Origin of the sequence: Methylocella tundrae, assembly GCF_038024855.1 — a bacterium.
GTDB lineage: Bacteria > Pseudomonadota > Alphaproteobacteria > Rhizobiales > Beijerinckiaceae > Methylocapsa > Methylocapsa tundrae.
Window position 1 is genome coordinate 947077 of the sequence record NZ_CP139089.1, and the last position, 25734, is coordinate 972810.

At 61.4% G+C, this 25734-nt stretch carries 24 protein-coding genes; 11 read left to right on the forward strand and 13 right to left on the reverse strand.

All coding sequences use genetic code 11. From position 1 onward, the window contains the following. Positions 1 to 62 precede the first annotated feature (62 nt). A complete protein-coding gene (locus SIN04_RS07030; RefSeq protein WP_341264318.1) occupies positions 63 to 515 on the forward strand; it encodes a type II toxin-antitoxin system RatA family toxin in 453 nt (150 codons plus the stop codon). Between the two features lie 15 nt (positions 516 to 530). On the opposite strand, the gene SIN04_RS07035 is transcribed toward SIN04_RS07030, so the two are convergent. Beyond that, positions 531 to 1022: a CinA family protein gene (locus tag SIN04_RS07035; protein WP_341264319.1), complete on the reverse strand. Its 492-nt coding sequence runs from the start codon at positions 1020 to 1022 to the stop codon at positions 531 to 533. A gap of 10 nt (positions 1023 to 1032) precedes the next feature. Continuing rightward, on the reverse strand, positions 1033 to 2247 hold the full coding sequence (locus SIN04_RS07040) for a bifunctional 2-C-methyl-D-erythritol 4-phosphate cytidylyltransferase/2-C-methyl-D-erythritol 2,4-cyclodiphosphate synthase (RefSeq protein WP_134487777.1): 1215 nt from the start codon (positions 2245 to 2247) through the stop codon (positions 1033 to 1035). 156 nt (positions 2248 to 2403) lie between these two features. On the opposite strand from SIN04_RS07040, the gene dusB reads away from it, so the two are divergent. From dusB to hflX, 10 genes are all read left to right on the forward strand, one after another. Beyond that, the gene (gene dusB, locus SIN04_RS07045) at positions 2404 to 3426 is read left to right on the forward strand and encodes a tRNA dihydrouridine synthase DusB (protein WP_134487780.1); all 1023 of its coding nucleotides are present in this window, start codon (positions 2404 to 2406) and stop codon (positions 3424 to 3426) included. Further along, positions 3426 to 4577 carry a two-component system sensor histidine kinase NtrB gene (locus tag SIN04_RS07050; RefSeq protein WP_134487783.1) on the forward strand — a complete coding sequence of 384 codons (1152 nt, stop codon included), beginning with the start codon at positions 3426 to 3428 and terminating at the stop codon, positions 4575 to 4577. Before dusB ends, SIN04_RS07050 begins: the two co-directional genes overlap by 1 nt. 114 nt (positions 4578 to 4691) lie before the next feature. After that, entirely contained in the window at positions 4692 to 6161 is a 1470-nt protein-coding gene (ntrC, locus tag SIN04_RS07055; RefSeq protein WP_134487786.1) for a nitrogen regulation protein NR(I), read from the forward strand. 225 nt (positions 6162 to 6386) lie between these two features. Then, positions 6387 to 8690, forward strand: a complete 2304-nt coding sequence (locus tag SIN04_RS07060) for a sensor histidine kinase NtrY-like (protein WP_134487789.1) — start codon at positions 6387 to 6389, stop codon at positions 8688 to 8690. A gap of 9 nt (positions 8691 to 8699) precedes the next feature. Next, the gene (locus tag SIN04_RS07065) at positions 8700 to 10067 is read left to right on the forward strand and encodes a sigma-54-dependent transcriptional regulator (RefSeq protein WP_134487791.1); all 1368 of its coding nucleotides are present in this window, start codon (positions 8700 to 8702) and stop codon (positions 10065 to 10067) included. Positions 10068 to 10101: 34 nt separating this feature from the next. Next, positions 10102 to 10665 (forward strand): chromate transporter, encoded by a 564-nt coding sequence (locus SIN04_RS07070; RefSeq protein ID WP_134487794.1) that lies wholly within the window; start codon positions 10102 to 10104, stop codon positions 10663 to 10665. Next, the gene (locus SIN04_RS07075) at positions 10665 to 11204 is read left to right on the forward strand and encodes a chromate transporter (protein ID WP_134487797.1); all 540 of its coding nucleotides are present in this window, start codon (positions 10665 to 10667) and stop codon (positions 11202 to 11204) included. The genes SIN04_RS07070 and SIN04_RS07075 overlap by 1 nt, the downstream gene beginning before the upstream one ends. A 16-nt stretch (positions 11205 to 11220) precedes the next feature. Next, complete coding sequence (locus SIN04_RS07080; RefSeq protein WP_134487800.1) at positions 11221 to 12081, forward strand: D-amino-acid transaminase; 861 nt, start codon at positions 11221 to 11223, stop codon at positions 12079 to 12081. 177 nt (positions 12082 to 12258) lie between these two features. Then, positions 12259 to 12516, forward strand: coding sequence for an RNA chaperone Hfq (gene hfq, locus SIN04_RS07085; protein ID WP_134487803.1), 258 nt, complete (start codon positions 12259 to 12261; stop codon positions 12514 to 12516). A gap of 75 nt (positions 12517 to 12591) precedes the next feature. After that, complete coding sequence (gene hflX, locus SIN04_RS07090) at positions 12592 to 14004, forward strand: GTPase HflX (protein ID WP_423135999.1); 1413 nt, start codon at positions 12592 to 12594, stop codon at positions 14002 to 14004. Here the strand turns inward: hflX and mazG are convergent. From mazG to SIN04_RS07145, 11 genes are all read right to left on the reverse strand, one after another. Beyond that, on the reverse strand, positions 14001 to 14861 hold the full coding sequence (gene mazG / locus SIN04_RS07095; RefSeq protein ID WP_134487806.1) for a nucleoside triphosphate pyrophosphohydrolase: 861 nt from the start codon (positions 14859 to 14861) through the stop codon (positions 14001 to 14003). The genes hflX and mazG overlap by 4 nt on opposite strands. Positions 14862 to 15118: 257 nt before the next feature. Beyond that, the gene (locus tag SIN04_RS07100; RefSeq protein ID WP_134487809.1) at positions 15119 to 15769 is read right to left on the reverse strand and encodes a cold-shock protein; all 651 of its coding nucleotides are present in this window, start codon (positions 15767 to 15769) and stop codon (positions 15119 to 15121) included. Between the two features lie 331 nt (positions 15770 to 16100). After that, a complete protein-coding gene (locus SIN04_RS07105) occupies positions 16101 to 16922 on the reverse strand; it encodes an MBL fold metallo-hydrolase (protein ID WP_134487812.1) in 822 nt (273 codons plus the stop codon). After that, positions 16919 to 17722 carry a TatD family hydrolase gene (locus tag SIN04_RS07110; protein ID WP_134487815.1) on the reverse strand — a complete coding sequence of 268 codons (804 nt, stop codon included), beginning with the start codon at positions 17720 to 17722 and terminating at the stop codon, positions 16919 to 16921. The genes SIN04_RS07105 and SIN04_RS07110 overlap by 4 nt, the downstream gene beginning before the upstream one ends. A 117-nt stretch (positions 17723 to 17839) precedes the next feature. After that, entirely contained in the window at positions 17840 to 19399 is a 1560-nt protein-coding gene (metG, locus tag SIN04_RS07115; protein WP_341264320.1) for a methionine--tRNA ligase, read from the reverse strand. A 56-nt stretch (positions 19400 to 19455) separates the two neighbouring features. Further along, positions 19456 to 20550 (reverse strand): DNA polymerase III subunit delta', encoded by a 1095-nt coding sequence (locus SIN04_RS07120; protein ID WP_134487818.1) that lies wholly within the window; start codon positions 20548 to 20550, stop codon positions 19456 to 19458. After that, the gene (gene tmk / locus SIN04_RS07125) at positions 20540 to 21247 is read right to left on the reverse strand and encodes a dTMP kinase (RefSeq protein WP_197731948.1); all 708 of its coding nucleotides are present in this window, start codon (positions 21245 to 21247) and stop codon (positions 20540 to 20542) included. Before tmk ends, SIN04_RS07120 begins: the two co-directional genes overlap by 11 nt. After that, on the reverse strand, positions 21231 to 22451 hold the full coding sequence (locus SIN04_RS07130) for a D-alanyl-D-alanine carboxypeptidase family protein (protein ID WP_197731949.1): 1221 nt from the start codon (positions 22449 to 22451) through the stop codon (positions 21231 to 21233). Before SIN04_RS07130 ends, tmk begins: the two co-directional genes overlap by 17 nt. A gap of 273 nt (positions 22452 to 22724) precedes the next feature. After that, positions 22725 to 23630 carry a septal ring lytic transglycosylase RlpA family protein gene (locus tag SIN04_RS07135; protein ID WP_423136000.1) on the reverse strand — a complete coding sequence of 302 codons (906 nt, stop codon included), beginning with the start codon at positions 23628 to 23630 and terminating at the stop codon, positions 22725 to 22727. A 465-nt stretch (positions 23631 to 24095) separates the two neighbouring features. Continuing rightward, on the reverse strand, positions 24096 to 24431 hold the full coding sequence (locus SIN04_RS07140; RefSeq protein WP_423136001.1) for a very short patch repair endonuclease: 336 nt from the start codon (positions 24429 to 24431) through the stop codon (positions 24096 to 24098). 92 nt (positions 24432 to 24523) lie between these two features. After that, positions 24524 to 25657, reverse strand: a complete 1134-nt coding sequence (locus SIN04_RS07145; RefSeq protein WP_134487829.1) for a DNA cytosine methyltransferase — start codon at positions 25655 to 25657, stop codon at positions 24524 to 24526. Positions 25658 to 25734: the final 77 nt, after the last annotated feature.

Here is a 25734-nt window from a genome sequence, read left to right on the forward strand (position 1 = left end):
TCTTTGCGCCTTGCCCGCGCAAAATGGCCGCATGTTGCTTTAAGGGGCATTTGTGACGAGGCATGCCTTCCTTTCGAACGACCCGCAGGGTTCGCCATAGCGCGACCGAAATGTTCGACCTTGTCGCGGACATTGAAGCTTATCCGCAATTCGTGCCTTTGTGCCGCGGGCTCGAGATCCGCAGACGCACGGAGAACGACGGCGTCGTGACAAAGGTCGCGGATATGTCGGTCGGCTACAGAGCGATCCGCGAAACGTTTACGAGCCGCGTCGCCTGCGACCCCGCAAAACGTGAAATCTTTGTCGAATATATCGACGGGCCCTTCAGGCATCTCGAAAACCGATGGAGTTTTCGCGAACAGGCCTCCGGCGTCTGCGTCGTCGAATTTGAGATCGCTTATGAATTCAAAAGCCGTGCTTTGAGCCTTTTGATGGGCGGCATGTTCGACACGGCGTTTCGCAAATTTTCCGAGGCCTTCGAGCGCCGCGCTGATGTTGTGTACGGCGCGCCGTGACGCGCCGAGGTCAACCTATTCCACGGCCCTGAACAAAAGATCGAGCGCCACGGCGACAGACGCGGCCCGCACATTGGATCGTCCGAGGTCGCCAAATCGCTTTTCGAGCGTCCGCGCCTCGCCGCCGCGGCGCGCAACGCCGAAATAAACGAGTCCGACCGGCTTGGCAGGCGAACCACCGCCCGGACCGGCGATCCCAGTCACGGAAACGGCGACGTCCACAGGCGAATTCTCCAGCACCCCGACCGCCATCGCCGCCGCGACATCGGCGCTGACGGCGCCGAACCGCTCAAGAAGCGCGCTGTCAACGCCAAGACAGGCCGTCTTGGCGGCATTCGAATAGGTGACGAAGCCGCGCTCGAACACCTCGGAGGAGCCGGCTATCGAGGTGAGAAGGCCCGCGACGAGGCCGCCGGTGCAGGATTCCGCGCTTCCCAAAAGAAGTCGCTGTTCGCGATAGAGCGCGATCAGCGCTTCGGCCCGGCGGATCAGCTTGTCGTCGAACATTGAGAACGCCTTAAAGCGGCAGCCGAATGGTCGCGATGGCGATCGAGGCGATGCCTTCTTCGCGCCCGGTAAAACCGAGGCGTTCGCTGGTTGTCGCCTTGACCGCCACCCGGTCCAGGGGAGCGTCAATGATCGCCGCGATGCTGGCGCGGATCGCCTCGCGATGAGGGCCAACTTTCGGCCTTTCACAGACAAGCGTCGCGTCGATATGCGCGATCATGCCGCCGCGCTCACGCACCTTGGCCGCCGCGGCTGCGAGGAAAATTTTTGAAGCGGCGCCGCGCCATTGCGGATCGGAAGGCGGAAAATGACTGCCGATATCGCCGTCCGCGAGCGCGCCGAGCAGCGCATCGGTGATCGCGTGACTTAATACGTCGGCGTCGGAATGGCCGACAAGCCCATGATCGTGTGGTACTTTCAAGCCACCCAGCCAGATGTGATCGCCCGGCCCGAATGCATGGACGTCATAGCCCTGACCCGTCCTGATGTCCTGCAGGTCCCGGATCAGCCTCGCCTCCGCGGCTACTACGTCCTCGGCGCTGGTGATTTTCATATTTCCTGCGTCTCCTTCGAAAACATGGACACGGTGGCCGACCCATTCGGCGATGGCGGCGTCATCGGTCAGTTCGTTCGCGCCCGCCGCCGCGGCCTTCCGGTGCGCCGCGAGAATGAGGTCGAAATCAAACGCCTGTGGCGTCTGTACCGCCCGCAGCCGCGCACGCGGCGGCGTCCGGGCGATGAAATCGTCGTCGGCGATCTCCTTGATGGTGTCCGTAACGACAACCCCCGGAATGGCAGCCCCATGAGCCTTCGCCGCCAGAATTGCGCGGGCAATTAATTCATCGCTCGCAAAAATACGTGCAGCATCGTGAATAAGCACGATTTTTGGTCTTTTGTTCCGGTCTAGGTCAAGCGCCTCGAGCCCCGCCCGAACGCTTTCCTGCCGCGTCGCCCCACCGAAGATCGGAGCTCTCAAATTCTGCGCCCGCGCGCCGAGGCTCGCGACGCTCTCTCTATAAAGCTCGAGATCATCCTCGTGAATGACCGGCGCGATGAGAGCGTGCGGCGCGGCGCGAAGCAGCGCCGCTAAATTATGGGCGAGCATGGTTCGGCCGGCGAGCGGCCGGTATTGCTTCGGACGGCCCGCGCCGACGCGTGAGCCTCGTCCGGCGGCGACGACGAGAATGGCCAATTCCGCGCCATATAAGGGAGATCGAGCGTTCATGAACCTTGAGAATTGCTGGATTGCATCAGCGTTGTGGAGCATGGAAAGAGCTGCGCTGTTCCTGTCGCTTTTCCAGCCCTGCGTCAATTTCTCCGTCCAGTCATCTGAACCATTTTATTCCATTGTCGCGGTGCACAAATTGATTATGATATAGGCATGAGCGATAGTGCTAAGAATTTAGGCAGTCGTGATCCGGCTGCCCGCCTTCGGATCGGCGCCCTTTGCGTCGAGGGCCGAGCCATGCTGGCTCCCATGTCAGGGGTCACAGATCTCGCAATGCGCCGACTGGCGCGGCGCTTTGGAGCCTCTTTTGTAGTCTCCGAGATGGTCGCCGCCGACGCCTATGTAAGGGGCGACGCGGCCAATCGCCTGAAGGCGGAAGGGCGCGGCGTCGATCCGCATGTCGTGCAGATCGCCGGTTGCGCGCCCGCGGCCATGGCGGAAGCGGCGCGGATTGCTGAGGATTGCGGAGCCGCGATGGTCGACATCAACATGGGGTGCCCGGCGAAAAAAGTGACGACCGGCTACGCCGGATCGCATTTGATGCGCGACCTCCCTCTTGCGCTTGACTTGATCAGAGCCACTGTTGGCGCCGTTCGCATCCCCGTAACGCTCAAAATGCGGCTGGGCTGGGACGAGGGCTCGATCAATGCGCCTGAGCTGGGCCGCCTCGCTGAATCGGAAGGCGTCGCCATGTTGACGGTTCACGGCCGCACCCGCTGTCAGTTTTATGCCGGCAAGGCCAATTGGCGAGCGATCCGTGACGTCAAGGCGGCTGTGACGATTCCGGTTGTCGCAAATGGCGATTGCGCCAGCCTGGCCGACGCGGCCGCGATGCTTGCCGCCTCTGGCGCGGATGCGGTCATGATCGGGCGGTCGGCCGTGGGGCGTCCGTGGTTCGTTGGCGACGCCGCGCATTTTCTCGCGCATCGATCAATGCGTCCCGAGCCCTCGCGCGAGGCGCGACGCGACGCGGCGTTGGAGCATTACGAGGGAATCCTCGAACTGTTCGGCGCGGAGCAAGGGCTCCGCCACGCAAGGAAGCATCTGGCGGCTTATGCGCAATGGTCCGGGGCAGGGACCTTGCGCCAGCGCCTTGTCACGGCCGATGATCCGGCGATTGTCAGATCTCTTTTGCGCGAGGCTTTCGAGGCGCCAGCCCAAGCGGAGGCGGCATAATGGCGACGCTTTGGGCTGCCCGCAACGATGAACCCACGCCGATCGCTCCGGCGGGGTTCGACGCGACTCGACTTTTGGACGCATTGCCTCATCCGGTGCTCGCCGTTCGGCCGGACGGCGCGATCGCCGACGCCAATGTCGCTTCGGAAACTTTCTTCGGCATGAGCCGGGAATCGATGCGCCAGCTTAAGTTGAGTCAGTTCGTCGTCCGCGGCTCTCCGCTCCTCGAATTCGTCGAGCAGGTAAAGGCCAGCGGCGCCGCCTTCAATGGCTATCGCGTCGAACTCGGTCTCGCCAAAGGCGGACCGGTCGATCTTCTGGTCGATATTTTCGTGACGCCGCTGGCGGAGCCGCAAAACGGCGTCGTCGTGATGCTGCAGGAACGTTCGCTGACGGACAAGATGGAGCGGCAGCTCAATCACCGCGGCGGCGCGCGTTCGGTCGCCGCGATGGCCTCGATGCTCGCGCATGAAATCAAGAACCCGCTGTCTGGCATCAGAGGCGCGGCGCAACTGCTTGAAATTGATGCAAATGATTCGGACCGCGCTTTGACGCGCCTGATTTGCGAGGAAACCGACCGGATCGTAAAGCTCGTCGACCGGATGAGCGCCTTTTCGGATGGGCGGCCAATCGAGCGGGAGAGCGTCAATATTCACGCCATTCTCGATCACGTGAAGAAGGTGGCGCAGGCCGGATTCGCCCGCAACATCCGCTTTCACGAGATCTACGATCCCTCGCTGCCGCCCGTGCTCGGCAACAGGGATCAACTCGTGCAGATGTTCCTCAATCTCGTGAAAAACGCCGCCGAAGCGATTGGCGAAGGAGGCGATGGCGACATCGAATTATCGACGGCGTTCAGGCCGGGCGTGCGAATGCAGATTCCCGGCTCCAAAAAGCCTGTCAGCCTGCCACTTGAATGTTGTGTACGCGACAATGGTCCAGGCATCCCTCCCGAAGTAATGCCCTATTTGTTCGATCCATTCATCACCACCAAAGCCAGCGGAAGTGGCCTTGGACTTGCATTGGTAGCCAAGATTATTGGCGATCATGGCGGCACTATTGAATGTGAGTCCGCGACGAGGCGCACCACATTCCGTGTTCTCATGCCGATGTATTCGCCACGCGATGGTCGGGGCGCGCCACGCAGCTGAGGTCAGTTAGCGCCGGCGTATCCCACCCGGGTCAACGCCCGATGAAACCACGCGTATGCATGGCGTGATCGCGCATTCGCGATCGACGCTCGCCCTGAAGGAGAGGCTTGGGTAATGGCGACCGGAAACATCCTCATTGCTGACGACGACACGGCGATCCGCACAGTGCTGAGCCAGGCTCTCTCACGGGCCGGCTATGACGTGCGGGCGACCGGCACGGCGGCGACTCTGTGGCGCTGGGTTCAGTCCGGCGACGGAGACCTCGTCATCACCGACGTCGTCATGCCGGACGAAAACGCCTTCGAACTGCTTCCCAAAATGAAAAAGTTGCGGCCAGATCTGCCGATCATCGTCATGAGCGCGCAAAACACCTTCATGACCGCGATCAAGGCGTCCGAACGGGGCGCTTATGATTATCTGCCAAAACCTTTCGATCTGCGCGAACTCGTCTCGATCGTCGGGCGCGCGATGAGCGAACCCAAGAACCGGGTCAAAGTCGAGCGCAACGAAGAGCTGGAAGGCATGCCGCTCGTCGGACGTTCGCCGGCCATGCAGGAAATCTATCGGTCTCTCGCGCGCCTGATGCAGACCGATCTGACCGTCATGATCAGCGGCGAATCAGGCACCGGCAAGGAGCTCGTGGCGCGCGCGCTTCATGATTATGGCAAACGCAAGAAGGGCCCCTTCGTCGCGATCAACATGGCGGCGATCCCGCGCGATCTGATCGAGAGCGAGCTGTTCGGACACGAGAAGGGCGCTTTCACGGGCGCCAACCAGCGCTCGGCGGGGCGTTTCGAGCAGGCCGAGGGCGGCACTTTATTTCTCGATGAAATCGGCGACATGCCTATGGAGGCGCAGACCCGGCTGCTGCGCGTGCTTCAGCAAAGCGAATATACGACCGTTGGCGGCCGCATGCCGATCAAGACCAATGTGCGCATCATCGCCGCGACGAACAAAGACCTCCTGGTGTTGATCCAGCAGGGACTCTTCCGCGAGGATCTGTTCTTCCGCCTCAATGTCGTGCCTTTGCGTCTGCCGTCTCTGCGCGAACGCATCGAGGATATCGGCGATCTCGCGCAGCATTTCTTCACGCTCGCCGCGAGCGAGGGTTTGCCGCTGAAACATATCGAGCCCGACGCCCTCGAACGGCTGAAGCGCTATCGTTGGCCGGGCAATATACGCGAACTGGAAAATCTGACGCGGCGGCTCGCCGCTCTTTATCCGCAGGAAGCGGTGACGGCTCAGCTGATTGACATGGAGCTCGCCATCAATGCGCCGGCTTTGACGCAAGGCTTCGCGCCGGCAGGGGCCGCACGCCCGCAGGAGCCGGAGCGCGCCGCGACGCTGGCAAGCGCCATGGAGCGGCACCTTTCCGAACTGTTTCGCGGACACGGAGACAGCCTGCCGCCTCCTGGCCTCTACCATCGCATCCTGCGTGAGCTGGAATATCCGCTGATTTCCGCAGCGCTGGCGGCGACACGCGGCAATCAGATCAAAGCGGCGGAACTCCTCGGGCTAAACCGGAACACGCTGCGCAAAAAAGTGCGCGATCTCGACATTCGGCTTATGCGCTCGCCACGATAATTTGGAACGAGAGTCGCTTCGCAATCTGAGCTCCCGGAGCCTGCTCGAAGCGTGAGAAAATGCGCCTGCGTTTTCAAAGGCTTGCGGCCGTCCCTTAAAAATGGGCTGGCGCTGGCTCGCTACGGCCTTGGCTCTGGCCGTCGAAATGTCGTAATCATGCAACACCGTGGCATAAAGGCAACTGGGATTCGCTCATTTGCAGCCCTAGTCCTGATCTGACCCTCGATGAGCGACAAAACAAAAGCACGAGCCCTATCAGGCGCTTCCCACAGCGATCGTCGCTTTACCGTGCGCTTCGGTCCCGCGGCCGTCATTGCTGTGCTGCTCGTCGCGCTCGGCAGCTTCCTGATCTTTGCCGGCTTTACCCCGATTGCTCCGACAGGCGGCGTGCTGTTCTGGCTGTTGGTCGCCAATGTCCTTGGCATCTTTCTCGTCTTCTGCTTCATCGTCGTCGAGGCCTATTCGCTTTTCAAAGCACGGCGCGCGGGCGTCGCCGGCGCGCAGCTGCATATCCAGATCGTTGCGCTGTTTTCGATCGTCGCCGCCGCGCCCGCGCTGCTGATGGCCTGGGTCGGATCGGTGACCCTGGAGCGCAGCCTCAATCCGGCGTTCATGCGCGACGGCAAAGCCTTCGTGCAGACGACGATCGACGCCGCGCGGCTGTTTCGGGAGGCGCAGTGCAAGTCGCTGTTGCAGGAAGCGCGGCTGACGGCCTCCGATCTCGACCGCGCCAAGCTCATGTTCGAGGTCGATCGACCGCTGTTTCGCGACTTCTTCACCTCACGCGCCCGCTTTCTCGGCTTTACCGCGGCGGCGCTTTTGAAATCCGACGGCTCCATCGTCGAGAAGATCGACACGGGCGCGCTGATCGGCAATAGCGTCGCCCGGCCGGAGGCCAATGATTTTGAAGACGCCCGAAAGAATGAACCTTTATGCCTTGTGCTCGACGAGGGGAGAACATTCGTCGCCCTGCGCGCGCTGATTTCCTTCCAGGACACTTTCCTCTACGTGGCGCGGCCAGTCGATCCATTCACGGTGGAATTTCCCCGCCAGGCCACCAAGCTCGTTGCACTCTACGACGGCTTCGACATGCATCGGCGGAGCATTCAGATCGCTTTCGCGACGATGTTCATTCTGATCGCCCTGATCATGCTTTTGTCGGCGACCTGGCTCGGCCTGTCCTTCGCCAATCGCCTTGTCGCGCCAATCAGGCGCCTGATCGCCGCGACGGATCAGGTCTCATCCGGCAATCTCAATGTTCAGGTCGCGGTGCGAAAATCGGAAGGGGATCTCGCCCATCTCGGCGAGACGTTCAATAAAATGACCTCCGAGCTGCGGCTGCAGCAGAGCAGGCTCATCGCGGCCAGTAATCTCATCGACGAGAGACGTCTCTTCACCGAGGCGGTTCTGTCCGGCGTTCCCGTCGCCGTCGTCGGCGTCGGCGCCAAAGGCGAAATCACAGTGCTCAACCCGTCCGCCGAACGGCTGATCCCGCCGGCGGGGGAGGGCGCGACCGCGATCGTCGGTCAGGCGGTCGATGCCGTCCTGCCGGAAATCAGAGAAGCTTTCGCAGAGGCGCGCGCCGGCCTGTCGCGCTTGGCGCCGACCGAGATCTCGCTGTCGCGCGGCGGTCTCGACAGGCTGTTCAGCGTCAGCATCACCAGCGCCCCGACAGGCCGCGCCGACAAGAGCTATATCGTCACGCTCGACGACATCACCGACCTTGTGAGCGCGCAACGGACCGCCGCCTGGGCCGACGTCGCGCGCCGCATCGCGCATGAAATCAGAAATCCGCTGACGCCCATTCAGCTTTCGGCCGAACGCCTGAAACGCAAATACGGGCGCCTCATCACGCAGGACCGCGATATTTTCGATCAATGCACCGATACGATCGTGCGGCAGGTGGACGACATTAAGCGTATGGTGGATGAATTCTCGTCGTTCGCCCGCATGCCGAAGCCCCGCGTGGAAAACAATGATCTTGGCGAATGCATTCGCCGGGTCCTTTTCCTGATGCGCGTCGCACATCCAAGCATCGTCATTGAGGACCATTTGCCCGACCAGCCGGTGCTCGGCCATTTCGATCGACGGCTTTTGTCCCAAGCCTTGACCAACATCGTAAAGAACGCGACTGAAGGGATCGAAGCTTATGCGGGCGACGCCAGCTTCGAAGGACATATTTCCGTCTTCCTCTCCGTCGCCGCGGAGATCGTGTTCATCGATGTTGTCGACAATGGCAAAGGCTTCCCAAAAGACAACCGGCAACGGCTGCTTGAGCCTTACATGACGACGCGGGCGGAGGGCACGGGACTTGGGCTTCCGATCGTCGCCAAGATCCTTGCCGATCATGGCGGCGGACTCGAGTTGCGCGACGCCCCGAAAGGGCGCGGCGCCTGGGTGCGTTTGTATTTCCCGATAAACGGAGAAACGGGCGCCGATCGCGGCGGCTCCGATCAAGCCGCAGCCGGTGAAGATCAGCCGGGCCCTTCGGCTCACGCCGCGAACGCGGCCGCAACACAAGGATCGTGAAGGACACTCATGGCGAGCGACATCCTGATCGTAGATGATGAAGCCGACATTCGCGACATCGTGTCGGGGATCCTGTCCGACGAAGGGCACGGCGCTCGAACGGCGAAGAACTCGGACGAGGCGCTCGCCGCGATCGAAGCGCGCCGGCCCAGTCTCGTCTTTCTCGATATCTGGCTGCAGGGCTCAAAGCTCGACGGCCTTCAGATCCTGCGCATCATCAAGGAGCAGCATCCTCTGCTTCCGGTGGTGATGATTTCCGGGCACGGGAATATCGAGACGGCGGTCTCGGCGATCAAACTCGGCGCTTATGATTTCATCGAGAAGCCGTTCAAGGCCGATCGGCTGGTCCTCGTCGCCGAACGCGCGCTCGAGGCCTCGCGGCTGAAGCGGGAAGTCAGCGAATTGCGCACAAGGGCAGGGGCGGTCAACAAGATCATCGGCCACTCGACCGCCATCAATCAATTGCGGCAAACCATCGACCGGGTTGGCCCGGCCAACTCGCGCGTCCTCATCACCGGCGCGCCCGGCTCAGGAAAGGAGCTCGCGGCGCGCTCGATCCATGACGTCTCTGCGAGAGCGAGCGGTCCCTTCGTCGTGATCAATTCGGCGACCATCGCGCCCGAGACCATGGAGATCGAGCTTTTCGGCGTCGAAGGCAAAGATGGGGCAGGCCGCAAGATCGGCGCCCTCGAAGAAGCTCACGGCGGCACGCTCTATCTCGATGAAATCGCCGATATGCCGAGAGAGACGCAGGGCAAAATTCTTCGCGTGCTGGTGGAGCAGAATTTTCAGCGGGTCGGTGGCGTCACGCGAGTGCATGTCGATGTCCGCATCATCTCGTCGAGTTCGCGCGATCTCGCCCTTCTCATCGCCGATGGATCGTTTCGAGAAGATCTGTTCCATCGTCTGGCGGTCGTCCCGGTGCGCGTGCCGGCTCTGTCCGAACGGCGTGAAGACATTTCGGAGCTCATCGCTTTCTTCATGGAGCAGGTCTCGACGACGACGGGAATGCCCAAGCGCGTCATCGCGGACGACGCCATGGCGGTGCTGCAATCGCATGACTGGCCGGGCAATATCCGGCAGCTTCGCAACAATGTGGAGCGTTTGATGATTCTCGCGGCCGGCGATCCGGACGCCGCGATCACCGCCGATATGCTGCCCTCTGAGATCGGCGCTCTGGTCCCTTCAACGCCGAATGGCGCGGGCGGCGAAAAGCTGATGAGCCTTCCCCTCCGCGACGCGCGCGAAGTCTTCGAGCGGGAATATCTCGTCGCCCAGATCAATCGGTTCGGCGGCAATATTTCGAGAACCGCCGAATTCATCGGCATGGAGCGCTCGGCTCTGCATCGGAAGCTGAAGTCGCTGCGGGTCGACTAGCCTTTAGGCTGACCCCGCTCGGAGCATCGTCATTATGGAAGATCTCGCCGCCGAACAGCCACGCGGCGTTTCGCATCGAGAGCTTTTCGCCGCGTTTTTCAAGATCGGCATATGCGGTTTTGGCGGCGTCGCTGGCTGGGTGCGCCCGATCATCGTCGACGAGCGGGGTTGGCTGAATGACCGCGAATTCGCCGAACTGCTGGGGGCCTCGAGCGTTCTACCGGGCGCCAACACGGTCAATCTCGCGGTCATGCTCGGGGATCGCTTTCAGGGCGCGTCGGGCGCCGCGACTGCGCTTGTCGCTCTGTTGCTTGCTCCGCTCGTGATCCTGATCGGCATCGCTTCGCTTTATGATCATTTCGCAATGCGACCGGAGGTCAGAAGCGCGCTCGCCGGGGCCGCGGCGGCGACGGCGGGACTCGTCCTCGGCAATGCCTATAAATTGATCAAGGCGCTTCGGGGCGACGTCCTCGCGCTTGCGATCGCCGCCTTCACCTTCGCGTCGGCCGGATTTTTTCATTTGTCCTTGCTGGTTACCTTGGCGATCACGGTTCCGGCCAGTGTTGTTCTCTTTGTCCTCTACGGGCGCCGCAGCTGATGCGATCGGCGCTGTCGCAGCTCGCGATCACTTTTTGCGTGCTCTCGCTCGGGGCCGTCGGCGGCGCGAATGCGACCCTGCCGGAATTGCACCGTCAGATGGTCGGCGCCCTCCATCTGATGGACGACGCGACATTTGCCCGTCTCGTCGCGCTCGCGCAGACCGCGCCCGGCCCCAACGTCATCGTTATGAGCTTGATGGGCTGGCATGTCGCCGGCGCGGCCGGCCTCTGCGTCGCGACAGTTGCGATGATCGCACCCTCCTCGCTGATCGCATTCGGCGCCGAACGGTCTCTTCGCCGCTTTTCAGCGAGCCGCGCCATTTTGATCCTGAAGAGTGCCCTTGCTCCGATCGCTGTTGGCTTGATGTGCGCCAGCGGCCTCATTCTCGCGCGCGCCGCCGATAGCGGCGGCTTGACGATTGCGCTCACAGGCGGCATGACCTTGCTCAGCGGGTTGACGCGGATCAATCCTTTGTACGGCATCGCTGCCGGCGCCATCCTCGGGCTGGCGACCCAGCGTCTTGGCCTTTCTATCTGAACCTCTCGGAGCGCAGGTGAGCAGAATTGCCTATGTCAACGGCGCCTATGTCGCGACCCGGGACGCCGTCGTTTCCATCGAGGATCGCGGCTACCAGTTCGCCGATGGTGTTTATGAAGTGTGCGAGGTTTTTCGTGGCGCGCTGATCGATGAGGACCGTCATCTGGCGCGGCTTGCCCGCTCGCTCACGGAACTACGCATCGCAGAACCTGTCGGCGCCGTCGCGCTGAAAATCATCTTGCGCGAAGTTCTGCATAAAAACAAAATCTTAAACGGCTATGTTTATATTCAGGTGACGCGAGGAGTTGCGCCGCGCGATCATGTCTTCCCGCCGGCTTCCGTGCGCCCGAGCCTGATCGTGACGGCGCGGAGCGTTGATCCTCGCAAAGGGGATGCAGCCGCGCAGAAGGGCGTCGCCGTGGCGACAACGCCGGATCTGCGCTGGAAGCGGGTCGACATCAAATCCATCGCCCTGCTCCCGAACGTGCTGGCGAGGCAGACCGCCAAAGAAACGGGCGCCTATGAAGCCTGGCTGATCGACGCCGAAGGCATGGTCAGCGAAGGCGCCGCATCGAATGCCTGGATCATCAATCAATCCGGCACGATCATCACGCGCCAGGTCGATCACTCGATCCTGCGGGGCATCACCCGCACGACGCTGATCGATATTATCTCCGCGCATGGTTTGCGGCTAGAGGAGCGCAAGTTCAGCCTTGAGGAGGCGCTGGGCGCTCGCGAGGCTTTCATCACCGGCGCTACGACGCTCGTGATGCCAGTCGTCGCCATCGACGGCCACACGATCGGGGAGGGCGCGCCGGGCCCAATGGCGCTCAAGCTGCGCTCGATATTCCACGACGAGGCCGCCCGTTCGACATAACGCGAAACACTCATTGCAAACGCAGTGAGCAAAAGGTCTAATGTCAACCGTCAGGTCAGACGAGCGCGCGCAGAAGCCGCGGCTTAATGCTTGCAAGTCGCAACGTCAGCAGCGATTTTATGCGATATCCAAGAGACTGCGCCAACGCGGCGCCAAAAACAAAACAGGAATTTAAAGATGGCAGCGGAAAGGCCACAAAATTTACAGGACACTTTTCTCAATTTTGTCCGCAAAAATAAGGTCCCCCTGACAATTTTCTTGGTCAACGGAGTGAAATTGCAGGGCGTCGTGACATGGTTTGACAATTTTTGCGTGCTTCTTCGTCGAGATGGCCATTCGCAACTGGTCTATAAGCATGCGATTTCCACCATCATGCCGGGGCAACCTATTCAGATGTTCGAGGCAGGCGACGAGGGAGGCTCTTCGCCTTCCTGAAAATAATCGACAATGAAGCTCAGAGCTCCCATATGAAGGTTCGATGGCGTTAATCTGTGGAAAGACAGAGCCGAATTGGTGCGGGAGACGAAAATCGAAGCATTAGCAAAGGAGCCTCGGACGGCGGGGCGCGGCCCGGGCGCGAAGACACGCGCATTGGTTATCGGTCCTTATCTTAACGAAAAAGCGGTGCGACCCGGCGCGAAGTCCTTGTCGCCAGACGGGCGCAGACGTTCGCCCGAGGCGAGACTAGAGGAAGCCCATGGCCTCGCCGGGGCCATAGACCTTGACATCATCGCATCGAAGCTCGTCACGCTCGCAAACATCCGGCCGGCGACCTTCCTCGGCAAAGGCAAGGTGGAGGAGATTGCAGATCTCATTCGCGCCGAGGAGATCGACCTCGTAATCATGGACTGCGCGCTGTCGCCCGTACAGCAGCGTAACCTCGAAAAAGCATTCTCCGCCAAGGTCATCGACAGGACCGGGCTGATTCTCGAAATCTTCGGCCGCCGCGCGCGAACGAGAGAAGGCGCGCTGCAAGTCGAACTGGCGCATCTTGCCTATCAGAAATCACGTCTCGTCCGATCCTGGACCCATCTTGAACGTCAGCGAGGCGGTTTCGGCTTCCTTGGCGGTCCTGGCGAGACGCAGATCGAGACCGATCGACGGCTCATTCAGGAGCGGATGACCAAGATCGAGCGCGAACTCGAAGGCGTGAAACGAACGCGGGGCCTCCACCGCAAGAGCCGCACCGCCGTGCCTTATCCAATCGTCGCGCTGGTTGGCTACACCAATGCGGGAAAGTCGACGCTTTTCAATCGGTTGACCAAAGCCGAGGTGTTGGCCGAAGACATGCTTTTCGCCACTCTGGACCCAACCCTGCGCGCTGTTGTCCTTGAGCATGGCGGCGAGATCATCCTGTCTGACACTGTGGGATTTATATCTGATCTGCCAACCATGTTGGTCTCCGCCTTTCGCGCGACTCTCGAGGAGGTGCTGGAGGCCGATCTTATCTTACATGTTCGCGACATCGCCCACGAAGACGCAGAGGCTCAGCTTGGCGACGTCGAGGCGATCCTTAGTGATCTTGGCGTGGACCCCAATGACCATCGCCGCCTGCTTGAGGTCTGGAACAAGGCCGATCTGCTTGACGAAGACAGCCTGTCCGCCGCGCGAGGCAGCGCGAAGCGGCGGCGGGCGCAGAGTGGCGACAACGGCCGGCCGGTCATCGTTTCGGCGCTAACAGGGCAAGGGCTAGATGAGCTGCGCGAAGAGATTGAATCGCGGCTGGCTGTCGGCCGCCCCGTCCTTGAGATTGTGCTGAAGCCGGACAATGGCGAAGGGCTGCATTGGCTCTATGAAAATGCGGAAGTGATGCGCAAGAGCGTCGCCGCGGACGGGGCAGTGCATGTGCGCGTTCGCGTTGCCCCCGAACGCGCCGCGGCGCTGCGTCGAAAATTCCTGGAGCCGGCCGCGGCCTCCGCCTAACCGCCAGCAGGCGATTTGCCTGCAAATTCTGGGTCCACGCTTTCACGCGCTTTGGCGGCGTTCCAAAGCGAGTCCATTTCCGCCAAGGTGGCGTTGCCAAGCGCAACGCCCTGACTGGCGAGTTCCCGCTCAATGAAGCCGAAGCGGCGTTCAAACTTTGCGTTGGCGCGGCGGACCGCCGATTCCGGGTCTATCTTCGCATGCCGGGCGAGATTGGCGACTGCGAAGAGGAGATCGCCGATCTCATCTTCCAAAGCGTTTTGGTCGCCACCCTCCAAAACGTCTTCGATTTCATTGGTTTCTTCGCGAATCTTATCAAGAACCGCGCGGATATCGTTCCAATCGAAACCGACGCTTGAGGCCTTGTTTTGCAATTTCACCGCGCGGCTCAGACCGGGCAGGGCGAGGATTACATCGTGAAGCAAACCGGCGCTTGTCGCTTCATGGCGAGCGGAGTCAGGCGCGCTGGCCTTTGCCGACTTCTCCTCCGCTTTGATTCTAGCCCAGAGTGCCTCAACCTCGCCAGGGGCGAGATCCCGCGCATCACCGAAGACATGCGGATGCCGGCGAATCATCTTTTGCGTAATCGCCTCGACGACTCCGCCAAAGTCGAAGGCTCCTTTTTCCTCAGCGATTCTCGCTTGAAACACGACCTGAAGCAGCAGATCACCCAATTCATCCCGAAGATCCGCCATATCGCCGCGCGCCACCGCATCCGCGATCTCATAGGCTTCTTCAATGGTGTAAGGAACGATGGTCTCGAACGTCTGCGCTATGTCCCAGCCGCAACCACTCTCCGGCGTGCGCAAGGCGGCCATAATGTCGAGCAAGCGCTTGATGTCGGAAGACGGCTGCATGAGCGCACAGGAAAGCTGAGGGAGAGAGTCAAAATCTAACGGGGCGCTCGCGCACCTAAGCAGTTATGGGCGGCCGACTGGCGCAACTGCTATCAACGCTTTGACGCGAAGCGGCGTCAATCTCATTGGAAGCCCTGTTCGCCTTCGATTAAGCTTCCCTGGGGCGTTACAAGGCGAGGCAGACATGATCGGCGCATGGCCAATCATGTCGTCCGTCTGCTTGCGGCCGTCTCAATCCCGGACTGAGAGAGGGCCAATCACTCGATCGAGATCGACAAGGCTTCGCGCCCCTTCGGCGTATCAACCACGCGCATGCTGACGGGCTGGCCTTCGGCGAGATTTTGAACGCCCGACGGTCCGAGGATCGAGATGTGCACGAACACATCTTTTCCTCCGTCGTTCGACTGCACGAAGCCGAATCCCTTATTGTCGTCGAACCACTTCACGGTTCCGGTGACGGACACGGCGGTCGACGGATCCGGGGCGCGGCGGGCAGGGCGCGGCGAATCGCCAAAGGCGCGCGGCTGCGGCGCTCGTTCGATAGCGCCTGCGGTGTCGACTTCAAGCACGCGCGTGACCTGAGCGCCCTTCATGCCATTGCTGACATTGACCTTCAGCTTTGCGCCCGGAGGCACCGTTTCATATCCAGCGGCCTGGAGCGCGCCGATGTGCAAAAACGCGTCGCCCGTTCCGTTGCTCAATTCGACGAAGCCGAAGCCTTTGTCGCCCTTGAACCATTTGACGACTGCGTCGATGCTCGGCCCGGAGGTCGGAATGGGCATCTCCGGCGCGCCCCCGCCGAAGCTTGTGCGCGGCGTACGGCTCTGCCGCGGCGCATCATAGGGTGAGGGCCCGTCATCGTCGAAGCCGCGTTTCTTTGGTCCCCGGAAATCTCTGCCTTTGCTCATGGTATGCCTACTTGTCTCCGCCTGTAACCGCCGCCCGATCGCGCATTCCGAAGCCTTGGATTTTAACCGACGCAAAAAGGCTGGACACCTACAGGTGCCAGCCCCAACTGTCGCCGATGCAATTCATTAAGAATGCCTAATGCCCCGTGTCTCCCAAAAACATAGCAACAGATAGCCTGCTTGGCTACCCTAATTGCCTAACAGAATGGAATAGTCGGGGCAGAGACAAATGGCTCCTTCGGCCAACCGATCCTTCATTGCGGATGATCAGCCGACAATTCGCATAATCGATATTATGGAACATAGATGAAAACAACGAAAGGCTAGAGCGTTAGGAGATTGTCTGGAACCGCCCTGACGCCGTAACGCGCATACCGTCATAAGCGGGTTCGACGTTTGCCGGAAGCTCAGCTTTTAATTTCTCGAAATCGAGATCCGTGTGAAGATTCGTAAGGATCGCACGCTTAGGCTTTAGCTTCGTAATCCAGTCCAGGGTTTCGCGCAGGCAAAAGTGGCTCGGATGCGGCATGTAGCGCAAAGCGTCGACGATCCAGAGGTCAAGGTCCTCGAGATAGCCAATGCTTTCCTCAGGAATGCCGTTAAGATCGGGCGAATAGACGATATTGCCAAAACGGAAGCCGAGGGCGTCCATTTCGCCATGTTCGAGCCGGAATGGGGTCGCATCGAGTTCGCCGCCGGGGCCAAGGATCGACACCGCAACGCCCGGGCTCAGGCGACGTTCGGTCAGCAAGGGCGGATATTGGCTGCCGGGCGGCGTTGCAAAAATATAGCCGAAATTGGAGCGCACGACATCGGAGGTCGCCTCGTCCATGTGAAGGTCGATCTTCCGCCGCGCCATAATGACGAGAGGCCGGACATCGTCGATTCCATGCGTATGATCGGCGTGCGCGTGGGTCAGAAGGATTCCGTCGAGTTTTGTGACGCCAAGGGCCAGCAATTGTTCGCGAAGGTCGGGCGAGGTGTCGACCAGCACATCGGTCTTGCCCCCGTCCGGTCCCGTTTGCTCGACGAAGATCGAACAGCGCCGGCGCCGATTCTTGGGATTGGCCGGATCGCAAGCTCCCCAGCCTTGGCCAACGCGAGGAACGCCGCCCGACGATCCACATCCTAAAATTGTGATAGCGAGACTCATTCCGCCGCGACTTCCCCCGCCGCGGGCGGCGTCATCTTGGAGAAAAGCCGAAGCGCGTTCAAACTCGTCTGTTGCGCAAGGCTGACGAGAGAAACGCCCTTGACCTCCGCGATCACCTTGGCGGTTGCAGCGACGAAGGCGGGTTCGTTGCGCTTGCCGCGGTGAGGAACCGGCGCAAGAAACGGCGCATCTGTTTCAATCAGCAGCCGGTCCATCGGCACGACGCGCGCGATCTCGCGCAACTCCTGAGATTTTTTGAAGGTCACGATGCCAGAAAAAGAAATCGACAGGCCAAGCGCAAGACCCGTTTCCGCCAGCCTCAGGGAGGAGGTGAAACAGTGCAGGACGGCCTTGAAACGCCCCTTCCCCATCTCGTCCTCGAGGATCGACGCCATATCCTGATCCGCCTCGCGGCTATGAATGACGAGCGGCAGTCCGGTCTGGCGCGCGGCGGCGATATGCGTCCGAAAGGCCCGCTCGGCCACGTCTCGAGGCGCGCCGTCATAATGATAATCGAGGCCCGTCTCGCCAATGCCGACGCATTTGGGATGGTTCGCCAGCCCGACGATGCGATTGAAGTCGATATCGAGCCCTTCCCGCACATTTTCCGGATGTTCGCCGACGGTGCAGAAGACGTCCTCATAAGCTTCTGCGAGGGCGCTGATTTCTGTGAAGCGGTCGAGCCGGGTCGAAATCGTGACCATACGCGCAACGCCGGCGGCGCGCGCTCTCTGAACCACGGCGTCGCGTTCAGGAGAGAAATCAGGAAAATCGAGGTGGCAATGGCTGTCGATCAGCATGAATGGGCTCGATGACGAAATCGGCGATCTTTGCCTGAGGTGGATGCTCGTCCCTGTCAAGAAAAGAGCGTCAGATGGAAGCGGGCGTTGCCCAGCGAATAGGGCGCGGAACGCTCCCTAAACTGGCGCGCCAACCTCCGGCTCCACATAACGCGGGAAAATGGGCGACGGCGCGGGCAGCGCGGCGCCCGGCGCGAGGCCAAGAGCGCGCTCAGCGTCCGAAAATCCGCGAGCGCTGCCCGGAACGGCCAACAAATCGAGGAGTTTCGTCATCGCGGCCGGCATGAAGGGCTGCGCGAGGATAGCGACGATGCGCAGGACCTCGGCCGTCACATAAAGGATCGCCTCCATCCGCGCCGGGTCAGTCTTGCGCTTGATCCAGGGCTCTTCGGCCGCGAAATAGCGGTTGGCGTCCGCTACCACGCGCCAGATCTCAGCCAGAATCAGATGCAAGGCATAATCTTGCATGAAAGCGCGGGCTTTCGGCGCCAGAGCGACCGCCTGCGCCAGGATCGCCTCGTCGACTTTATTCAACGCGGCCGGAGACGGCAGCGCGCCGCCGCAATTCTTCGCGAGCATCGAGAGCGAGCGCTGCGCGAGATTGCCAAGATCATTGGCGAGATCGGCGTTGATGCGGTTGACGATCGCCTCATGCGAATAATTGCCGTCCTGGCCGAACGGCACTTCGCGCAGCAGAAAATAACGAAAGGGATCGACGCCATAATGCGCGCTCAGCGCAAAGGGGTCGATCACATTGCCGACCGACTTCGACATCTTCTCGCCGCGGTTGAACAGGAAGCCATGCACGACGATCTGCTTCGGCAAAGCAACCCCGGCCGACAAGAGAAAGGCCGGCCAGTAGATCGCATGAAACCGCGTAATATCCTTGCCGATCACATGGGCGTTCGCCGGCCAGAACTTCGCGCGCGGCGCGTTGGCGTCGGGAAAGCCCGTCCCCGTGATATAATTTGTCAAGGCGTCGACCCAAACATACATCACATGCCTCGGGTCGCCGGGGACTGGAACGCCCCAGTCGAAGGTTGAACGGCTGATTGAGAGATCGGTCAGGCCCCGCTCGACAAAGCTGACGATCTCATTGCGATATTTTTCCGGCGTGATGAATTCGGGATGATCTCGATAATGCCGCAGCAAGCGGTCCTGATAGGCGGAAAGCCTGAAATAGTAGCTCTCCTCCTCGACCCACTCGACAGGCGCGCCGCTTGGCGCGAGGCGCGTTCCGTTTGGCCCTTCGGTGAGCTCGGATTCATCGAAAAACGCTTCGTCGCGGACCGAATACCAGCCTGGATATTTCGACATATAAATGTCGCCCGCCGCCTCCATCCGCTTCCAGATTTCCTGCGTCGCTGCATAATGGCGCGGCTGCGTCGTGCGCACGATATCGTCCGCTTTCGCGTTCAACGCCTCACCCATCGCGGCGAACTGCGCCGCCGTGCGATCGGCGAGCTGTTGCGGCGTCAGGCCCTCGCGCGCGGCGGTCTGCTGCATCTTCTGGCCATGTTCGTCCATTCCAGTGACGAACAGCACCTCGAACCCGTCGAGCCGCTTGAAGCGGGCGATAGCATCCGTCGCAATTCGCTCATAGGCGTGCCCAATGTGTGGCGCGCCATTGGCGTAAGGGATAGCGGTCGTAATATAGAAGGTCGGGCGGCCGGACATGGAACAGCAATCTTAAGAGTTTGACGGAGCGTCCTGGGGCGCTCGGCGGCCCCGGATTATAGCGAAGACGCCCGCGCGGCGGCCGCCAAATCAGCAAAAAGGGCGAGGACGAACGGGCGTTTATCGAGATTGAGCGCTTCAGTCTGCTGCGCCGCTTCGGTCACTTTTTCCCACACCTCGGCGTAGGGCGCAAGCTGGCGTGGAGCGCCCTCCCCGTCCAACGCGCCGCCGCGCACCTTGGCCTCGAGCCAGTCAAAAACCGTGGCGAGCAGCGTTTCATAATCGTCGCCGCCGTCCCGCGGCGCGACCTGATCGGCAAGCGCATGCGCCGCCCGCCAATCGATCCTCGGCAAATCGTCCAGAATCCGCCTTAGCGAAGAGTCGAGCTCCAGCCCTCGCCCATTCAGAAGCCGAAGGACGCCATGCAGGGATTCCCGTGATCGCTCGATCGCCGCCGCAACCTCCGCCGGCTTGGCTCCAGACCACGGCGCTCCCAGCGTCTTGACGACGTCAGCGATGTCGGCCGAGCCGAGTTCTTTCAATCCGATCTTGCGGCAGCGCGAACGAATGGTCGCAAGCACGCGGCCGGGCCTATGCGAGACAATCATGAAAACCGAGCGCGGAGGCGGCTCCTCGATCAGCTTCAACAGAGCATTGGCGCCGGACGCGTTGAGGTCTTCGGCGCTGTCGACGATGCAGATGCGATAGCCGCCGCGCCCGGCCGACTGCTGGAAGGTATGAATGGCGCGGCGCACGTCCTCGACGCGGATTTCAGTGTAGTGTTTTTTGCCTTTCTCGTTCCATTCGCGACGTAAAAGAAAGAGATCTGGATGCGATAAGGCATGGATTTGCCGCGCGGCCGGATGCTCAGGCGGCACGTGAAGATTTCGGGCGCCTTCCGCAGCGGCGCGAGCGTCTGGATTGGCGAGAAGAAAACGCGCCAGCCGCCAGGCGAGGGTCGCTTTGCCGACGCCCGAGGGTCCGCCGATCAGAAAGGCCTGCGGCAATTGTCCCGAGGCGCAGGCCCGCAAGAGTTCGGCCTCGGCTTCGGCATGGCCGATGAAAGCCGAGGCTTCTCGCGGATGCGGGGCGTCCTCGAAGCGATCGGCTTCCGGCGGCGCTTCTGCATCGGTTGAAAGTCTAGGCGCCATGAACGATGTCCAGATTTGCCGATCCAAGGAGCCGGCTCGAGACGGCGCTCCAGATCGCCTCCGCAACGTCTGTCACGGAGGCGCTGGCGTCGATGACGGCGCAACGATTCGGTTCTTGCGCCGCAATGGCCAGAAAGGCGGCGCGCAGCCTCTCGTGAAATTGCAGGCTTTCGTCTTCGAAACGATCTTGAGTCTCGCCCGGCGCGCGGCGGCGAGACGCCCGCAAAAGCCCCTCTTCGGCCGGAAGGTCGAGGATCAGGGTGAGGTCGGGACACAGGCCGCCAAGCGTCACGCGTTCGAGCGCGCTGAGAAGGCGCTGATCGAGGCCGCCTGCCCCGCCCTGATAGGCTCGCGTGGAATCGGAGAAACGGTCAGACAACACCCATATACCAGCCGCGAGCGCCGGTTCGATCGTATTATCAATGTGATCGATCCGGGCGGCGGCGAAAAGGATTGCCTCCGCCGTCGGTCCAAGAGGCTTCACGACGCCCGACAGAAGAACCTTGCGCAAGATCTCCGCGCCGTCGGAACCCCCCGGTTCCCGGGTGGCGATGGCGTCGACTCCAGCTTCTCGCAGACGCCGCAATAAAAGGCTTATCTGCGTCGATTTACCCGCGCCCTCTCCGCCCTCGAGCGTAATCAGCCTGCCACGCGTCGGGCGTTCGCGATCGACGCCAGTTTCATTGATTGGCGACATATTTTTTGTCGAGTTTGCTGCCGACATATTTGCGGAAGAGATCGCCGATATATTCGAGCCCCGCATCCATCGCGCGCCGTGGGAGCGATCCGACTTCGACCGCCGCGGCCGTCTTCAGCGGCAGGTCGAGCACCTCTGTGGAGCCCCGGAAAATCTTAAGCCGCGCGACCTCCTTACCCGCCGCGACAGGAGCCATCAGCGGACCATCGTAGACGATGCGGCCGGTGAATTTCTCGCCGCCGACCCTCGGGACGAGGATCTTGACCTCGTGTTCGGCGACGAGCGGGGCCTCAAAACTGACGCCGCCATAGACCTTGGCGTAGCCGACCGTTTCGCCGGCGGCGAAGATCGTTTTTGAGTCGAAGGATCGAAATCCCCACATCAGAAGCTTTCGAGCCTCCTCCGCCCGCTCCTTGGCGCTGGCCGCGCCATAAAGCGCGAGGATCAGACGCTGGCCGTTCTGCACCGCGGACCCAACGAGGCCGTAGCCGCTCGCGTCAATATTGCCTGTCTTCAGCCCATCCGCCCCAATGTCCATTGTCAGCAGCGGATTGCGGTTCGTTTGTTTGATCTTGTTCCAGGTGAATTCTTTCTCCGCGAAATATTTATAGTACTCAGGATAGGTCGCGATCACATGCGCCGCCAAAATCGTCATTTCGCGGGGGCTGACTCTTTGCTCCGGATCATCCTTGCCCCAGGAATTGGTGAAGACGGATTGCGTCAGGCCGAGTTCTCGCCCACGCTTCATCATCAATGTCGCGAATGCTCCTTCGGACCCCGCAATGCCTTCAGCAAGGGCAATCGCCGCGTCATTGCCCGAATCGATGACGAGACCGCGAATCAAATCCTCAACCCGGACGCGGCTGTTGACCGCCGCGAACATGCTGGATGAGCGCGCTGGAGCGCCGCCGGTGCGCCATGCATTCTCAGTAATCAGGAATTGGTCGTCGAGCTTGATGCGTCCCTCGGCGAGTTCGTTGAAAACCACCTCCGCCGTCATGATTTTTACGGTCGAGGCCGGCACCGCGGGCGCGTCCGCATCTTTTTCGAAGAGAACGCTATGCGTATCGGCGTCGACCAGAATGGCGTGAGGGACGCTGGTCTGGATGGTTTGCGCCGACGCCGCACCCGAAGCGCAAGCAAAAGCGAGCGCGATAAGGGCGGCGATAGACCACCGGGGGAGCGTTGGAAATTGACCGGTCACTCTGATCCTTCCCGCGCATCCAAACTGGCCAAGGCCGATGGATTCCAACAGCCTTCGTCAAATGCGCGTCAACGTCGCCACATGCCTCAATGTGGCTTCGACTTCTCCGGCAATCAAGGCGTAGTTTGGCCTGTGGGCAGCCATTGGTCAGGCTCCGCATGCCGCGAAGACCGAATGCGAAGAGGCATTTGCAGATGGTTCGGGATCAATGTCCGGGGCGCGAACTTCGTCGCATTCATATATCTGGCCGGTCCGCCGCGCCAGAGAGAACCTTTAGTCGGCTTGCTTTGACCGCATTGCAACATGAACGCGCCCTGTCGAGTGCGGACCGAGATCAAATGGGCGGGATGGCGGCAGGGGAACGTTGCTGGCGAATGGGCGCGAAATGCGCGGAGGCGTCGGAACGGCCGCATCGCTTTCTTCCGTTTCGGCAGCCTCGGCTGTGCGCTGTGGCTGGCGGCTCGTGGCTTCTGCCCGGCTCGGAAGATCCTGGGCGCCGAGATCGTCATTGCGAGGCTGCGCAAGAGAAGCCATGCGGCGGGGCTCCGATCCGGCGTCCGCGACCATGGTCGGGGCCTGTCCGTCGAGCGTCGCCGGCCCATCGAGACGTAGGGTCGCCAGCAGCTTTTGATCATCCGAGCCGGCAAGGCTCGCGGTCCCGATATATTCGACCTTGACCCGCGCTGTTCCGCTGCCGCTGAAATCGAGCGCCTGGGCCGTCTTGCGCGACACGTCCATGATGCGATTGGCCGCGAAGGGCCCGCGATCATTGACGCGGACGATGATGGAGTAATGGTTGCGCAGATTGGTCACGCGGGCATAGCTCGGCAAAGGCATGGTCGGATGCGCCGCGGAAATCGAGTCGCGGTCGTATATTTCACCGTTCGCTGTGCGCCGTCCGTGGAACGCGTCGCCGTACCAGGAGGCCAATCCCACGGCGACATAACGCTTTTCGCTTGGGTAGTAAGTGCGGCCGGCAACCGAATAGGGTTTGCCGACCATGTAGGACCCGCCGCCATGCGGCACCGGCTCGCCGTCGGCGATGACGCGGGGACTGGCCGGGCCATATTTCGAGGACGGGAAATATTCTTTGGAATGCATGGCGACGCGTTGCAGCGGCGGTTGTTGCGCGCATCCTCCAAGGCTCGCGGCCGCTCCGCCTGCGAGAGTCGCGATCATGACGGCGCGTGCGCGTGGGGCGCGTGAATTGAACGATAACAGTGAGCCTACGGCTAAGGCGTGAGATGAGAAACCTGTAAGCCGTTTGCTCGCCATGCGCATTTCCTGTCTGCTTCCAAGCCGGTCCCGAGGCGGACCATCGCTGAAATTGGTCAGAGATCCGAAAACGAGTTTCGCACCCACCTGTTGCCGAAGGCTTAACGGCAGGCGGGATGCTTGACAATATGCACGACAGTTTGGGAAAGCCGACTGGTTTCTCGCTCAAATCCTTCACCGGGACGTCATGCGAGGCATTAAGAACGCCAACATTATGATTATGAATCAGATACTTACGAAATCGTGCAACAGTCGCGCGGATTCGCTCTGCTGCAGGCGCGAAGCGCGAATTAGGCTCGCCATCAAATGCATTGCTATGGTAAACAGACGCGATTCGCATGAGGCCGGAGAGCCTCGAAACAGACGGTTTCACGCCTGTAAAAAGGCGACGATCCGTTGGCGAAGAAGGCCCTGGTCCTTCGTTTCGCATTCCCAAATGGTGAAAACGTCCCATCCGGCCGCCGCCAGATCCTCTCGGACCCTGAGGTCGCGCGCCTGGTTGCGGGTGATCTTGGATCGCCAGTAGTCGGCATTGGCTTTTGGCATGCGCGCCCCACGCTTGCAGTCATGACCGTGCCAGAAGCAGCCATTGACGAAAATCGCCTTGCGGCGCGTGACGAAGACGAGGTCTGGACATCCAGGCAGGTTTTTGCGGTGCAGGCGGAACCGAAACCCGAGCCGATGGGCGATTGAACGGACGATCATTTCGGGCTTCGTGTCCGTCGATTTGACCGCGCGCATGACGGCGCTGCGCGCCGCGTCCGGAGCCACGCCCAGCCGATTGGGGCCCGCGGCCCTCACGCCGCCGCCGCGGCCTGGCGCGCCAAAATCGGCTCGAGCAGATGGCGCGCCAAATGGCGAACCACCGGAACCACAACGCCGTCGCCAGTGAGATGATAGGCCGCGTTGTAATTCGACGGTAGGCGATAGGCGTCTGGCAGCCCCATGAGCCGGGCCGTTTCGCGGGCGGAAATCAGGCGCGATCTCACCCGCTCGCCATCAATGACGAGAATCACCTGTCGGCTCGAACCGCCGGCGGGCGTGCGCAGGCATCCTGCGAGGCCGTCGAATCTTGCTTCCGCGCGCTGCCTCCGGCCGCCGGCCGGATCGCTCCGGGTGCGGCGGTAAACACAGCCGACGACGCGCCGTCCAGCCGTTCTGGCCGCCTCGATCTTGCGCTGATTTTTCTCGTTCATCAGGGCGAGCAGCCGTAAAGTTTCCGACTCGGCCTGCCACGCGACGGCCGCGTCATCCTCGATCAAATCCGAGAGCGTCGCCGCGTGTGCCGCCGGAGACGGCATGGTCCACCAGATCCAGGCGCGCCGGAGCGCCAGGGGAAGCGCCGCATAAGCGTTGCACACCGCGGGCGGGTGCCACAGGGTAGCGCCGGGCGCCGCGAGCTGTGGCGCTATGTCGAGCCCCCTGCGGACCCCGACGACAAAAACGCGCGGGCGCGATTGCGGCAGAAAAAGCGCGGCGTCCATGATGAGCGCTCCGAATGCGTAACCGCCCGCATCGAGACGAGCGCAAAGCGCGGCGAAATCCGCGCCGCCGCGCGATGTCAGCGCGCCTCTCACATTCTCGAGCACAATGAGATCTGGCGCGCGATCCTCTTCGATCAGCTGTTCGATCAGCGACCAGAAGGAAAAGAAAGTCCCGCTTCGCGCGCCTTTGAGGCCAGCGCCGACGCCCGCGAGGGACAAATCCTGGCACGGAAAGGACGCCCAGGCGAGATTTGCGCGCACGTCCGGGAGGTCCGTCGACCGCAAGGCCGCGACATCGGCGGTTTTGAGTTCGCCATCGCCCCAGTTCGCGCGGTAGGCGGCGCTTTTGCCGGCGTCGACGTCATTGGCGAAAAGACATCGCCACTGCGGGCCGAGGCCCTCGCGCGCCATGCCGCCACCGGCGAAGAATTCATAGAAACCCGGCACTTTTGTCCTTTTGGTCCCTGTGCTCCCGGCCTGCGGCGCCCTCAAGGCATGCGCCGTATGTTTCGACGAACTCACGG

Excerpts from the sequence above, each read along its gene's own strand:
- hfq (WP_134487803.1), top strand. The coding sequence starts at position 12,259 with ATGGCAGCGGAAAGGCCACAAAATTTACAGGACACTTTTCTCAATTTT.
- SIN04_RS07065 (WP_134487791.1), top strand. The coding sequence starts at position 8,700 with ATGGCGAGCGACATCCTGATCGTAGATGATGAAGCCGACATTCGCGAC.
- SIN04_RS07030 (WP_341264318.1), top strand. The coding sequence starts at position 63 with ATGCCTTCCTTTCGAACGACCCGCAGGGTTCGCCATAGCGCGACCGAA.
- SIN04_RS07110 (WP_134487815.1), bottom strand. The coding sequence starts at position 17,722 with ATGCTGATCGACAGCCATTGCCACCTCGATTTTCCTGATTTCTCTCCT.
- SIN04_RS07070 (WP_134487794.1), top strand. The coding sequence starts at position 10,102 with ATGGAAGATCTCGCCGCCGAACAGCCACGCGGCGTTTCGCATCGAGAG.
- SIN04_RS07135 (WP_423136000.1), bottom strand. The coding sequence starts at position 23,630 with ATGATCGCGACTCTCGCAGGCGGAGCGGCCGCGAGCCTTGGAGGATGC.
- SIN04_RS07105 (WP_134487812.1), bottom strand. The coding sequence starts at position 16,922 with ATGAGTCTCGCTATCACAATTTTAGGATGTGGATCGTCGGGCGGCGTT.
- dusB (WP_134487780.1), top strand. The coding sequence starts at position 2,404 with ATGAGCGATAGTGCTAAGAATTTAGGCAGTCGTGATCCGGCTGCCCGC.
- tmk (WP_197731948.1), bottom strand. The coding sequence starts at position 21,247 with ATGTCGCCAATCAATGAAACTGGCGTCGATCGCGAACGCCCGACGCGT.
- SIN04_RS07050 (WP_134487783.1), top strand. The coding sequence starts at position 3,426 with ATGGCGACGCTTTGGGCTGCCCGCAACGATGAACCCACGCCGATCGCT.
- metG (WP_341264320.1), bottom strand. The coding sequence starts at position 19,399 with ATGTCCGGCCGCCCGACCTTCTATATTACGACCGCTATCCCTTACGCC.
- SIN04_RS07075 (WP_134487797.1), top strand. The coding sequence starts at position 10,665 with ATGCGATCGGCGCTGTCGCAGCTCGCGATCACTTTTTGCGTGCTCTCG.
- SIN04_RS07035 (WP_341264319.1), bottom strand. The coding sequence starts at position 1,022 with ATGTTCGACGACAAGCTGATCCGCCGGGCCGAAGCGCTGATCGCGCTC.
- SIN04_RS07100 (WP_134487809.1), bottom strand. The coding sequence starts at position 15,769 with ATGAGCAAAGGCAGAGATTTCCGGGGACCAAAGAAACGCGGCTTCGAC.
- ntrC (WP_134487786.1), top strand. The coding sequence starts at position 4,692 with ATGGCGACCGGAAACATCCTCATTGCTGACGACGACACGGCGATCCGC.
- SIN04_RS07060 (WP_134487789.1), top strand. The coding sequence starts at position 6,387 with ATGAGCGACAAAACAAAAGCACGAGCCCTATCAGGCGCTTCCCACAGC.
- mazG (WP_134487806.1), bottom strand. The coding sequence starts at position 14,861 with ATGCAGCCGTCTTCCGACATCAAGCGCTTGCTCGACATTATGGCCGCC.
- SIN04_RS07040 (WP_134487777.1), bottom strand. The coding sequence starts at position 2,247 with ATGAACGCTCGATCTCCCTTATATGGCGCGGAATTGGCCATTCTCGTC.
- SIN04_RS07120 (WP_134487818.1), bottom strand. The coding sequence starts at position 20,550 with ATGGCGCCTAGACTTTCAACCGATGCAGAAGCGCCGCCGGAAGCCGAT.
- SIN04_RS07140 (WP_423136001.1), bottom strand. The coding sequence starts at position 24,431 with ATGATCGTCCGTTCAATCGCCCATCGGCTCGGGTTTCGGTTCCGCCTG.